Genomic DNA, 12,745 nt, shown 5'->3' on the forward strand with positions numbered 1-12,745 from the left:
TTTTCTTTCATATGTTCACGTGATAAGACTCATATTACCAGACGTAGACTCCTATACAGAGTCGAGATGAGCAAAGGACCCACGCCTGCAATGAAGCAGTTTTATGAGATGAAATCCCGGTATCCCGGCTGTGTTCTATTTTTTCAGATGGGGGACTTCTATGAGACGTTTGGGGAGGATGCCGAACTTATCTCACGGGAACTTGATATTACCCTGACCTCACGGGGCAAGGATAAAAATGGAGAACGTATGCCTCTTGCTGGTGTCCCGATTCATGCAGGAGAGGCATATGTTGCCCGTATGGTGAAGAAAGGCTATCGTGTAGCTGTCTGCGAACAGGTTGAAGATCCAAAGAAAGCGAAAGGTGTTGTAAAGCGTGACGTTGTCCGTGTCATTACGCCGGGCACTGTCATCGATTCTTCCATGGTGCCTTCAGAGGGGCAGGCATATCTGATGGCACTCGTTCCGGATGGAAAACACACCCGATTTGGGCTTGCGTTTCTGGATATCACCACCGGTGAATTCTTCGTGACCACCTGCAGGGCAGATGACGGGGGCAATGGTCTTCTCTCCGCTGTGGACAGGGCCGGGCCGCGGGAATGCCTTCTGCCGCATTCTCTCTCTCCCCGGCTGCAGCCCCTTCTGGAAGGCCGGGGTATTGCACTTACCCCCTGTGGTGCCGAATACTTTGATCACGTCGGAGCAGTTTCTCTCCTTACCCATCAGTTTAGTGTATCAACTCTCCAGGGATTTGGTTGTGATGATATGGATGAAGCGGTGGCTGCAGCCGGTGCCTGTCTGCGGTATGCCACAGAGACACAGAAATGTGACCTGAGCCACATCAGTTCGATGCAGACACGGATGCCTGAGCAGGGTATGCTGCTTGATGCAATCACAATGCGCAATCTTGAACTGACGCGCAATATCCGGGATGGCAGGGCGGACCATACTCTTCTTTCTGTTCTTGACAGGACAAAGACACCCATGGGCGGCCGTCTTCTCCGCACGTTTATTACCAGTCCCCTCACAGATGCTGCGGAGATCGGCAACCGTCTGGATGTTGTTGAGTATTGTCTGAATGAGCCGCTCCGGCGTGAGATGATACGGGATCTTTTGCACCGGTTTGCGGATACGGAACGTATCGCTGGCAGAATTGCATATGGGAATGCAGGTCCACGGGATCTCCTCACCCTCCGTGATTCATTGGAACGGTTACCTGAAGTCCGGGAGGTGTTATCATCTCATGAAACTGCCCTCCCGTCCCTGCTCACTGAGATCCGAACGCAAATCAGGGATCACAGTGAGCAGGTCTCTCTCATCAGCACTGCAATTGTCGATGACCCCCCTGTGCTTGCACGGACGGGGGGGGTGATCCGGCAGGGGTTCAGTAGTGAACTGGATGAGATCCGGAATATTGGCCGCACCGGGAAAGAATGGATTGCTGCCTTCCAACAGCAGGAGAGGGAACGCACCGGTATAAAATCGTTGAAGATTGGATTTAACAAAGTATTTGGGTATTATATCGAAGTGACAAAGGCCAATCTCTCGCTTGTTCCCCCGGAATATCTCAGAAAGCAGACCATGTCAAACGGTGAACGCTTTACCCTGCCGGAACTTCAGGAGATGGAGCAGAAGATTGCGCATGCCGAAGAGCGCCAGAGTGCCCTTGAAGAAGAACTCTACACAGATGTTATCATCCGTCTGCGTGAGGCTGTCACCTCTCTCCAGGCAACCTCTCAGACAATCGCTCTGCTTGATCTGTTCTCTGCTCTTGCAGATGCTGCAGCAGAGAACGGATATACCCGTCCGGTAATTGAAGAGTCCGGGCGCCTTTTGATCACAGACGGTCGTCATCCGGTTGTCGAAGAAACTCTTTCTTCTGTTGGATTCGTCCCGAATGATGCAGAACTGGATACCGGCGGCGATCAAATAATCATCATCACCGGAGCCAATATGGCCGGAAAGTCCACCTACATGCGTGAGGTGGCTCTTATCTGTATTATGGCGCAGATGGGAAGTTTTGTGCCGGCACAACGGGCTGTCGTTGGAATTGTTGACCGGGTGTTTACCCGTGTAGGTGCATTTGATGACCTTGCAAGCGGGCAGTCGACATTTATGGTTGAGATGGTGGAACTCGCGAATATTTTGAATAATGTAACCGAAAAGAGCCTTGTCATTCTGGATGAAATCGGGCGGGGCACATCAACCCTGGATGGCTATTCAATTGCGCGGGCGGTTCTTGAATTCCTGCACGGGACTGGAAAACGTGGGCCACGTACTCTTTTTGCAACCCATTTCCACGAAATAGTAGAGGTTGAAACAGATCTGAAACGAGTGAAAAATTGCCATTTTGCGGTGAAAGAGACAGGGAGTGATGTGGTATTCCTACGAAAGCTTATACCGGGCGCAACTGACCGAAGTTATGGCATTCATGTGGCGCGTCTTGCAGGCATTCCGGGAAAAGTGTTACAAAGAGCAGGGGAAGTGCTTGAAAAAGAACGGAACCGTGCACCGGCATCTGAAGGGAAACGTGCTCCGCGATACACCCAGATGCTGCTATTGGATGCCCCGGAAAGTGGTTGTGTTACTGAGAGTCCTGCTCTTATTGAACTGAAAAACCTGGATCCGGATTCCATGACGCCGCGTGATGCGCTTGCAAAGATCTATGAACTCCAGAAGAAGGTGTAATGGGATGTGTGCTGATGCCTGAAGAGAATGATGCAGGAGTGATCCGCCTCCTTGATGATGAAACCGTCAACACTATCGCTGCCGGAGAAGTAATTGAAAGACCTGCATCGGTAGTAAAAGAACTTCTGGAAAATGCGGTGGATGCCGGGGCGGATATGATAAAGGTGGATATTTCCACAGGCACCCAACATATCAGTTCCATCCAGGTCACGGATACCGGGTGTGGGATGCATCCGTCCGATGCGCAGATGTCGTTTGTGCGCCATGCGACCAGCAAGATTCGTGGCCCGGATGACCTCTCCCGGATTCATACCATGGGGTTCCGTGGTGAGGCACTGGCAAGTATTGCTGCGGTATCACGTGTTACGCTGATAACAAGAACGCAGGAGCGTGATGCAGGTACTGAAATTGTCATTGAGGGGGGAGAGATTCTCTCAGTCTCAGAGGTTTCCTCACCACAGGGCACCACGGTACGGGTTGATAATATTTTCTTCAACACGCCTGCCCGCCGCAAGTTTCTGAAGTCCCGCCAGACAGAGCTGCTCCATATATACCGTGCTGTTGAAGGAGAAGCCTTTGCGCATCCTGAGTCTGCGTTCCGCCTGAGGGTGAACGGAAAAGAGAAACTCAGGACCCAGAAAACAACTGCCATAACGCAGACTATTGCACAGGTGTATGGAGCAGATGTGGCCCGGGAGGTAATCCCTCTTAGTGCAGGAACACCCGTGATGCGGGTGGATGGCGGGATTGTGCGCCCTGAGGCGTGCCGCCCGAATGCCGGGGAAATCCATCTCTGTGTGAACGGCCGTCCGGTTACGTCACCACAGATTGTGAGAGGTATTCGTGCAGGATATGGGACCCTCATTCCCAAAGGGAGGTATCCGGCGGCATATCTGAACATCAGGATTGATACGTCGCTTGTTGATGTGAATGTGCATCCTGCGAAACGGGAAATTCGACTGAGCCGGGAAAAAGATATTATCGGTGGTATTACCGGAGCTATCCGGGACACGCTTCAGACAACAGATCTGATTCATAATGATACTTCTGCCCACCCGGTAACCAGTCCGTCATCGGTATATCAGCACATTCCGGAAAACAGTCCGGTAGTCTCTGAAGCAGCATCCGTTTTTGTTGATACATCTTCAGAGAATACTCATCCTCAGGAGAGGCTGCACATAAAATATGCAACCACAGATAAACAGTTGCGCCTCACCGGAAATCTTGATGAAGATACCGGAGTGAATCTCCTTCCATCAATGCGGATAATCGGTCAGGTGGCTGATGGATATATTCTGGCTGCCCCCGGCGACAATGACGAGTTGCTGATAATAGATCAGCATGCTGCTCATGAACGTATCCTTTATGATCAGTTGTGCGCCAGGAAAGATGCCAGTATCCGGCGGCAGGAGCTCCTTGTACCGCTCGTTGTCGAACTAAATTCCGCAGAAAAACTTGCCCTGTCTGCAAATATTGATATATTGCTGGATATGGGATTTATTGTTGATGAATTTGGGTCTGATGCATTTGCAGTGCGGGCAGTCCCGATGGTTCTTGGCAAACGTCTGGGAATAGAGATGATCCGGGATATTGTATCTGATTTGGTCATAGAGAGCCGAAAAACAGCTGACGAACGATCTGATCGCATCACTGCAACGATTGCCTGCCGGGGAGCAATTAAGGCAGGTACTCCCCTGACACAGGAACAGATGGAACGGCTGGTTATCCAACTGTCCCACACCAGTGAACCATACACCTGTCCGCATGGCCGTCCGGTCATTCTCTCATATTCACAGAAAGAACTTGATCGTATGTTCCACCGGACCTGACAGATTATTTTTATCTCATCCCCCGAATTCACCTGTATCCTCAGGATTCTGTTTTGAACTGGACTGGTCTCTGAGACTACAGAGGTCGTGTGTTATCCGGAATACAACCAGACGTTCCCCTTCTGTTGTCTCTTCTGCAACAATGAATGAAAGAAATCCTTCTTCTGCAAAGAGTTTGCGTGTTTCCTCTATACCTGTCAGGGATGAAACTAACAGTAGCGCCCGCCCGTATGGGTGCAGGATACGATGCAGCCCGGATGCAAAACGATGGATGACCGCTCTCCCGTCACGGCCCCCGTCCAGTGCATATTCCAGCCAGTCGTTTATCCGTTCATTCTCCTGGGTCGGAAGATAGGGGGGGTTGAATATTATCAGATCAAACGGCCCTTTTAGTCCGGTATAGAGGTCAGTACGGACTACCTCCACACCCATATAATGAGCCATTTTGCAGGCATGGGGATTCACATCGGTTGCCACACATCGGGCATGTTCGCTGCATGATTGTGCAATGATGCCGCTTCCGGTTCCTACTTCAAGAACCAAATCAGTATCCCGGATTTCATGTTGTACGGATGAAAGCAGCAGATAGGTGTCAGCCTCCGGCTGATACACCTGTTCATGGTATTCAGGTGTTTGTTGGTTCATTCTTCTCTATCTCTTCATGTTATACATTGCATCTTCCCGAATAAGGATTCTGTGCCCCTGGATATTCCATGAAAGTTATACATGAGAAGATGCCACATTACATTAGCGTTATGGATATCATCGTTGGGAAGGCAAACGGACGGGATTTTGGTATTAATGCCCAGGAACTGGTCACTGGAAGAACCTGTATTATTGCACAGTCCGGTGCGGGGAAGAGCTGGACTATTGCGGTTCTCTGTGAACAGTTATGCCGCTATCATATCGGATTCTGTCTTATTGACACGGAAGGGGAGTATTTTTCATTAAAGGACCGGTTTGACCTGACGTGGATCGGTGCGGATGATGAATGTGATTATGATATTGAGCGGGTTGAAGGGCTCAAGGAAATTATTCGTGATTCAATCAATACAGGAATTCCGGTGATTTATGACGTATCAGAAGTCGAGATGACAGAAAAAGTATCCCGTCTCGCAGATATTCTCTATGATTTGGCGACCGAAGAGCGCAAACCATATCTGATGATCGTTGAGGAAGCGGATAAGTTCATTCCGCAGAGCCGAGACTCCATTAAGAAAATCGAGGAAATATCGCGTAGGGGGCGAAAACGAGGCCTTGGTCTGATGGTGGCGACCCAAAGACCTGCGATTGTTACGAAAAATGTGCTCTCCCAGTGCAACAATCAGATCATAGGAAAACTCTCGATTGAAAATGACCTGAAGGCTGTGGATCTTTTTTTTGGTTCAAAACGTGAAGTTGAGGAGCTATCGTCCCTGAATCCCGGAGATTTCTATATCATGGGAGGTCTGACCCGGGAAAAGACACGGATGCGGTTCGGGAAGCGGGAGACAAAGCACCGGGGACTCACTCCTATTCTTGCGCCGAGAAGTCCTGATCCGGTGCAAAATTATGTGGATGAAGCGCCCGAAGCGCCTGAACCGGCAGAACTGCAGGATACACCAGAATCACCTGTTGAAACCGCCCAGGATGCACCAAATAATCAGGAAACCCAACCCGGGAAAGGTGGGGCAGCAAAGAAAAAACCTGTAGTGACTCCTGTTTCTTCTGAACGAAAAGAAAAGAAAGAGGAAAAAGAGAAGAAACCGAAACCGCATACCCGTGTTCGCAGGAAAAAAACGCCGTCTCCCCTTGAAGAGCGTGCCCTTCCCCTGCGAATTGAAAGAGATGAGGCCCTCAACATTGCAGGAGGGAGGAAGAAGAAAGTTCTGATCTTTGGAAAGAATGAACGACTGGTCTCGGCAGCACTGGTCTACTGGCCGCTGTGCCTGTTTCATGTGCGCTATATCAGCGGAAAAATTCGAAAAATCACACAGGATACATCGTTTATCATTGATGCAACCCAGGGGAGATGCGCGGATATATCTGACGGACTGCGGTTCCGTGCCTGTTTCAGCGACTATATCGGACTCTCGGAAGATGCAATACGTGTTTTGAATTCCTTTTCAATTTCAGGCGAGACAGCCGCAGAAATTGAGGCACAGACCCGTCTGTCTCCCGAGGTGGTTGAAGATGCCATATCTGAGTTGTCCACAAAAAAACTGATCACTGCAAGCCAGATGGCAGGAGAGCGGGAAGTATGGGTGCCACTTGTTCGCCATGGGATGCCTCGCCTTGGCACCGGTATGGTCAGGCTTCCCGCTGCACTTGAATCGCTTGATGGTGGTACTGTTCTAGAGCGAATGGTGCATGAACAGGATATCCGCACCATCCTGAAAGTGACGCAGCCAACAGCTGAGATCATTGCATGCCAATTATTTTCCTGCCCGGTGTATGAAGTGAAGATTGCGTCACCTGCCGGGGAGAGAACGGTTTATATAGATGGTTTTATGGGAAAAAATGTGCTTGTTGCACGGTAATAATTGTGAGAAGAACACTGAATCAGTTACTGAATCAGCATGGTTAAGGGTCAGATGCCGGATACCCTGAGTTAATTCATTTTCTCATATCAACCATTTTCTTTTTATCCCATGATTCACAGCTTTACACTTTCATTGTCTCCTTTTTTACTGAACATAATTTGCCACTAAAATTTCCAAAAAACAGTCATTCTAAACGCCCCTCTCACCCGCCCGGCATACGCCGGGCTCCTCCTCTCCCCAAGGAGGGGAGAGGCAGTTCATGCGATGCAACGGTTTGATTACATCACAAAAAAATGGAAACAAAAAACGACTACAATATCAGACTCATAACGCACTACCCCGAACAGCACTCATCCGACCTTATGGGGGCTGCCCTCTGTAGGAACTCACCCTGACTCATGAAATAAAAAAATTGGAAGATATCACATCATCCATTGAAACCATCAGCCATCAGACAACCCACAACACGAATAACAACCATATCCCACCACACAATTCAGCGGTGGACAAGAGCGGTATCTGTATATGTATCCGTCTCTGTTTTTCAAAGAGACCCTGCATTTGATATTTTTGCAAAATCGCTCAGTTGGAGTTCTTCCGGTCTTTTTCTGAGAATTTCTTCCGGGATGTTCTCTATGATTGCTATCACCTGTTCTTTCCCAATGATACCCTGAGATATCCGCAGGGCCTTTCGTATGGTCTTTCTTCGGTGAGAGAATAGTTCACGTACGACAAGGGCGTAAAACTGATGGTCATGAATAGGATGTGGCGGGTCTCTCGGGATGATACGCATGACCCAGGACTGCACAGCGGGCGGTGGAGTAAATGCACGTTGTGAAAGCTGCATAATTGGTTTTGCCTTCGCATATGTCTGTACCATAATTGAAAGCCTGCCAACACCCGGAGTGCCGGGGGGTGCAATCATCCGCTGTCCGAATTCCTTCTGGTACATGAGCACTGCTTCCTCAAATCCTGCGTCCAGAAGTCGGAAGGTGATTTTTGAGGATGCTGAATACGGAAGGTTTGAGACTGCGATATCAAATGGTGGATATTCGCATTTTACTGCATTTCCCTGTATCAGGGTAAGGGCGCCAGACTTTATTTCCCGGTGAAAACGATCTTTCAGATATTCAACCAAATCACGATCAAGCTCGATGGCAGTGACTATTGCACCATGATCCAGAAGTGCACGGGTCAGGGGGCCTTCTCCCGGCCCAATCTCCAGTACCCGTTTCCCTGAAATATCGGCTGCAGAGGCAATTCGTTCAATTGCCTTTTTATCCGTTAAAAAGTGTTGATCGTGAGGTGCTTTCATCGTGATGTAAAGATACGGTATTTTATATCCGGGTCTTCGATCTCTTCCAGCACTCTCTTCACAATCATCTGCTCCGGGTGGGGGATAGTTTTAATTCGTTCACTGATGTCTGAAAAACTTGTAAACGGGCGTTTTTGCCGCTCTGCAAGGATTTCCTGCATCAATTTTTTTCCAATGCCTGGCAGGAGGTGAAGCATGTGGAGTTTAATTGAGATGGGTACAGCATCATTGTAGAAGGCAACATACCGCTTTTCATCATCTTTGACAATGCCCTCGATGGCAAACGGTAGTTCTACTTTCGCAGTCTGGGTAAGATCTGCATAGCCGATACGACGCTTTACCCGCTCAATTTTATCACGTTCTTTGTCGCCGATGTACACCTCATCATTTATTGAAATGCTATCGACTTTCGGAACGAGTTCAAGAAGCTTGAACTGGTCTTTCCCAACAGCCTGAACAATCGGTTCATGCTTATATTGTTGCCTCCCGCCTGCATCTCCCCTTCCTCGTGGGAGATACTCAATAACAACTGCATAGATTTCTTTTTTGTCAGATCGCATGGGTTTCCCCCTCAATAATGGGTGATGACCAGTTCAATTATCTCATCAAGTTCTTCACCGGAAAGCGTAAACCGTTCTTTTGCATAGATTGCCCGGAGTTCATCGCGGGTCCGTGGCATAAGATTTGCAATGCGGTATGCAATGTCTGGTTTAATCTTTTCAAGTGTCAGCAGTTTCTCCACAAGTGAACGTGCGTTCTCTGCACTTGTTTTCGTTAACTGGTTGGCATGTTCGATACTCCTGCGGAGTTCGTACGGAAGTTCACTGCCGGATTCAAGTCTGGATGACTCTACCGCGAGGAGTGTTTCCCTGACTTCGGATAATGTAATTCTCTCTTCATCGACAATTCCTTTAACATTCATGCCAGTACCATCCCTGTGAAAATTATTGTTTTTGTGGTTTTAGATGTTGTGGTTTTGAGATGACAGTTTTTGTTTTATTACCGTCACTAATCTCAAGAACCCATGCACGTCCACGCTTTCCGACAACCGTTCCGGTCTTTCCATGGAAACGTCTGTGAGGCATCCCTTTCTGAATACTGGAATCGATAACGATATGTACTTTCTGCCCCTCATCAAACGACTGAATGATGGTGGTTACCGGTGCAATTCCGCGACGTCTGAGTGCTTTTTTGAACTTACCGCGAGTCTTTTTACGTGGACCATTGTGATGTGCCATTTATTTAATCCTCCTGGAATTTATTTTCTGCTTCAGGAACAACGCCTTCGACCATGATAACGTCGAGGGCTGTTACCTTTGCGGGTGCCCCAATGCATTCAGTGAGGCTTGGATGTGTTCTCCCTTCATCGCCTGAAATGAGCTCTTTGATATAAAGGCCCGCGTCTCCAAGGACTTCAATTCTGTATTGATCGTCTTCAGTGCCTTTCAGGCAGATGTCGATGACATTCCGCTTTCTCTCCCGGTCTGCCCTTCGGTGAGCTACCCTTTGGGGGGTGCGCTGCGAAATTGCTGCCCCTTTCAGGACAGATAGGGATGATCTGACGTCATCTTCTGAGAAATCGCCGTCAACTTCTACCAGAATGCTGTATTTCTTATGCGCTTTTCCCGATTTAATTGTTTCCACCTCGCGGCGGTCGCTGATGTGATCGAGGACAACAGATATCCGGCCATCCGCGGTGGAATTAATTGTTTCTTCAAGCACAGAAAGGGGGATACTGCGTTTAACCGGATGGACGATTTCCATGATAAATGGTCGTCCGGTACCGATCATCCGTGCATCAATGTCCTCCCTGCCGGCGCCATGAAGAATTACATCTTCAGAGCTGAATAATTCGGCGACAGGCCGTCCGATGAGTTCTTCAACAGAATCAGCATACATCTTGCCGGTAAAGTTGCACCGCTCACACCCTGCCCCACGGCATTCGCGACAGTGCCACCTGGTCTGCGGAATACCTCGTTCGTATTTCCGATACCTTCCATAGATGTAGATGGGATTTATTTCGATATCAACAGTGTTTTCGGCAGGATTACAGACTGCAACAACATCCGGGCGTTTGAAATCAACTTCTGATCCGCTTCTGGCGGAGAAGGCCTTACCGACTTCTCGGTTGAACTGTGCTTTCAGCGTTTCCGGAGATGTGAGGCCGAGATCGCTCCAGACCATCTCTTCACTCTCTGCCATAATGGGAGGTACCCGGCAGCCAACCAACAGTGTTGAAAATTCAATGCCCTGTACACTCTCTTCGATTCTCTCGGCCCATGTATCCGTTTCATCAAACATGTTTCCACAGATCCAGCAGGGTTTTATCTCTTCTGTGTACGGCTCATTATCTTCAAGTGCAAGTACTGTTCGCAGGGATCTGCCCCGTTCTTCATTGGTGAGTCCGAATGACTGTTTACCAAAGAACCTTCCAAGGCAGTGGTTGCATATTGTTCCATATGCAAGGATTTCCCGTGTTTCTTCGATTACTCCGATGTTTTTCCCCTCCTGTCCATTTCATTGAGCACCACAGTGATAGTGTGGTCGGCATGCAGTACTGCAGGGCCGACTGAAACCTGTTGCAGATGCTCAGTCATTGCACTCTCACTCTCCGAAAAATTCTGGTGGTCGGAGAGGAGATAGGCCGACGGAAGCTCCTCAATATCCCTTATGTCAGTGCCCCCCTCATCGAGAATGGCAGGGTTGCATTCGGAAAGGATTTGTTCCAATCCTCCCCTGCGGACAAAGACTCCGGGTGTTGATTCGCGGAATTCTTCGTCACATGGTAGTGCAAGTGCTTTTTTGATGAGCGATCCTGCACTCCGTTCGTCCGGGCTGAGATACCTGAGCGTATCTCCTCTGAAAAGAATGGTCTTTGGAGGATCCGGTTCTCCCAGCAGGACAAGATAGCACTCCGCATCACGTCTAAGGTCATGGGAAAGAAAAAACGATGAATTCACACACCTGCAGAGGACATCCATTCGACCTGCCCCCCCTGGCATGTCATTGAGGGAAAAGTCTCCGTCTGTCCGGGCGCGGTGCCCGATGACGATAAACTGTTTCATAACTCTTACATCCCACCAAATTTCTTCATCATGCGCTGCATGTTGAACTTACCCTGTCCACCACGCATTGTCTTCAGGGTGCGCTGCATTGTCTTGTAATATTTGATTAACTCGCGCACTTCATCCGGTGAGGTTCCGGACCCCATGGATATACGCTGAATCCGTGAACCGCTGATAACACCCGGATTGTCAAGTTCTTCACTTGTCATTGAATCCATGATATATTTGAAGCGGTCCATTTTTACAGACGTCACATCAAAGGCATCCTGGGGGAGATCAACATTTCCCAGCGGCAGCATTCCCATTACCTGCTTTAAGGGCCCCATTTTTTTAAGGGCCTCAAGTTGTTTGTACATGTCGCGAAGGGTAAATTTCCCTTTGAGCATTGCATTGACATCGACATCCTCGGGAGAAATTGCCTCCTCGGCACGTTCAATGAGCGCCCGAAGGTCCCCCATTCCAAGCAGGCGGGATATGAACCCGTCCGGGTCAAAGCGTTCAAGATCCTCAATGGTCTCACCGCTTCCGACAAAAACAATCCCGGAACCAGTCTCTGCTACAGCAGAAAGAGCACCGCCTCCCTTTGCAGTACCATCCATCTTTGTTATGATGACACCGTCAATATCGATTGCTTCATGGAATCTGCGCGCCTGTTCGCGTGCCTGCTGACCGAGTGCAGCATCGATAACAAGCCAGCGGTGTGTCGCGGACGACAGTTCGTTGAGCGCAATGATCTCTTCGATGAGTTCGTCCTCAAGTGCATGTCGGCCCTGTGTATCGATGATCAGGACTTCAGTGCCTGCCAGTTCCTCCATCCCGCGTGTGACAATACCAACGGCATCTGTCTCACCCGGCTCCCCATAACAGGGAACATTAACCTTCTGACAGAGCGTGGTAAGCTGATCATATGCACCGGGGCGGAATACATCAGCACAGATAACACCAACGCGGAGCCCCTTTCTCTGGAAATAGCGTGCAAGTTTGCCGGTTGTAGTTGTTTTCCCACTTCCCTGCAGGCCTGCCATGAGAATTGTCTGGGATTCAAGTCTGACATCGACCTCCTCTCCCATCAGGTGAACAAGTTCCTCGTACACAATTCTGAGGACATGCTCACGTGCACCCATTCCCTTTGGTGGTTCTTCCTCCAGAGATCGTTTTTTGATGGTTGTTGTGAGCTCCATAACGAGCTTCACATTTACATCCGACTGAATGAGCACTCTTTGCAGATCACGAACCAGTTCATCGACCGCTGCTTTGTCGATGACAGATTTCCCTGCAAGTTTTTTTACAGCGTCTTTAAGACCAGTACCGAACCTGTCCAGCATT

11 protein-coding genes are annotated in these 12,745 nt (G+C 49.1%); 3 read left to right on the plus strand and 8 right to left on the minus strand.

The genetic code is table 11. The features are described from left to right. Positions 1-66 precede the first annotated feature (66 nt). Together mutS and mutL are read left to right on the plus strand one after the other, a co-directional pair. Positions 67-2,688, plus strand: a complete 2,622-nt coding sequence (gene mutS, locus OU421_RS09745) for a DNA mismatch repair protein MutS (protein WP_268185909.1) — start codon at positions 67-69, stop codon at positions 2,686-2,688. A gap of 14 nt (positions 2,689-2,702) precedes the next feature. After that, positions 2,703-4,517: a DNA mismatch repair endonuclease MutL gene (gene mutL, locus OU421_RS09750; RefSeq protein ID WP_268185910.1), complete on the plus strand. Its 1,815-nt coding sequence runs from the start codon at positions 2,703-2,705 to the stop codon at positions 4,515-4,517. 15 nt (positions 4,518-4,532) lie between these two features. Here mutL and OU421_RS09755 read toward each other — a convergent pair whose 3' ends face one another. After that, positions 4,533-5,162: a HemK2/MTQ2 family protein methyltransferase gene (locus OU421_RS09755; RefSeq protein ID WP_268185911.1), complete on the minus strand. Its 630-nt coding sequence runs from the start codon at positions 5,160-5,162 to the stop codon at positions 4,533-4,535. Positions 5,163-5,230: 68 nt separating this feature from the next. Here OU421_RS09755 and OU421_RS09760 point away from each other — a divergent pair, with 68 nt between their 5' ends. Continuing rightward, the gene (locus OU421_RS09760; protein WP_268185912.1) at positions 5,231-7,036 is read left to right on the plus strand and encodes an ATP-binding protein; all 1,806 of its coding nucleotides are present in this window, start codon (positions 5,231-5,233) and stop codon (positions 7,034-7,036) included. A 547-nt stretch (positions 7,037-7,583) separates the two neighbouring features. Here the strand turns inward: OU421_RS09760 and rsmA are convergent. The 7 genes from rsmA to OU421_RS09795 are packed head-to-tail and all read right to left on the minus strand — an operon-like array spanning position 7,584 to position 12,744. Then, positions 7,584-8,354 (minus strand): 16S rRNA (adenine(1518)-N(6)/adenine(1519)-N(6))-dimethyltransferase RsmA, encoded by a 771-nt coding sequence (gene rsmA / locus OU421_RS09765; RefSeq protein WP_268185913.1) that lies wholly within the window; start codon positions 8,352-8,354, stop codon positions 7,584-7,586. After that, complete coding sequence (locus tag OU421_RS09770; protein WP_268185914.1) at positions 8,351-8,914, minus strand: DUF655 domain-containing protein; 564 nt, start codon at positions 8,912-8,914, stop codon at positions 8,351-8,353. Before OU421_RS09770 ends, rsmA begins: the two co-directional genes overlap by 4 nt. An 11-nt stretch (positions 8,915-8,925) precedes the next feature. Further along, a complete protein-coding gene (locus OU421_RS09775) occupies positions 8,926-9,276 on the minus strand; it encodes an RNA polymerase Rpb4 family protein (protein WP_268185915.1) in 351 nt (116 codons plus the stop codon). 22 nt (positions 9,277-9,298) lie between these two features. Further along, positions 9,299-9,592 carry a 50S ribosomal protein L21e gene (locus OU421_RS09780; protein WP_268185916.1) on the minus strand — a complete coding sequence of 98 codons (294 nt, stop codon included), beginning with the start codon at positions 9,590-9,592 and terminating at the stop codon, positions 9,299-9,301. A gap of 4 nt (positions 9,593-9,596) precedes the next feature. Continuing rightward, positions 9,597-10,850, minus strand: coding sequence for a tRNA pseudouridine(54/55) synthase Pus10 (locus OU421_RS09785; RefSeq protein WP_268187898.1), 1,254 nt, complete (start codon positions 10,848-10,850; stop codon positions 9,597-9,599). Next, positions 10,841-11,419 (minus strand): tRNA (pseudouridine(54)-N(1))-methyltransferase TrmY, encoded by a 579-nt coding sequence (gene trmY, locus OU421_RS09790; protein ID WP_268185917.1) that lies wholly within the window; start codon positions 11,417-11,419, stop codon positions 10,841-10,843. The genes OU421_RS09785 and trmY overlap by 10 nt, the downstream gene beginning before the upstream one ends. A gap of 5 nt (positions 11,420-11,424) precedes the next feature. Next, positions 11,425-12,744: a signal recognition particle protein Srp54 gene (locus OU421_RS09795; protein ID WP_268185918.1), complete on the minus strand. Its 1,320-nt coding sequence runs from the start codon at positions 12,742-12,744 to the stop codon at positions 11,425-11,427. Position 12,745 lies beyond the last annotated feature (1 nt).

Origin of the sequence: Methanogenium organophilum, from assembly GCF_026684035.1 — an archaeon.
Classification (GTDB): domain Archaea; phylum Halobacteriota; class Methanomicrobia; order Methanomicrobiales; family Methanomicrobiaceae; genus Methanogenium; species Methanogenium organophilum.